This window comes from Pseudoalteromonas aliena (genome assembly GCF_038155085.1).
Lineage (GTDB): Bacteria > Pseudomonadota > Gammaproteobacteria > Enterobacterales > Alteromonadaceae > Pseudoalteromonas > Pseudoalteromonas aliena_A.
In genome coordinates, this window is the sequence record NZ_JBAKAU010000302.1 from 1 (window position 1) to 208 (window position 208).

Genomic DNA, 208 nt, shown 5'->3' on the forward strand with positions numbered 1-208 from the left:
TATTTTTGATGTTGCTAAGCGTGCAGGTGTATCTAAATCAAGCGTGTCTTTACTGCGTACCAAAAGCGAAAAAGTAGGCGATAAAAGCAAACAAAAAATATTATAAGCGATTGATGAACTCGGTTACGTTTATAACCGCGATGCGGCCGCCATGCGATCAAAACGTTCAAACTTAATTGGCATTATAATAAACGATTTAACCAACCCT

Annotated in this window: 1 pseudogene; it reads left to right on the forward strand. The window is 38.0% G+C overall.

What is annotated here, in order from left to right:
- Position 1: 1 nt before the first annotated feature.
- A pseudogene (locus tag V6260_RS19500) lies at positions 2–208 on the forward strand (LacI family DNA-binding transcriptional regulator); the annotation flags it as partial.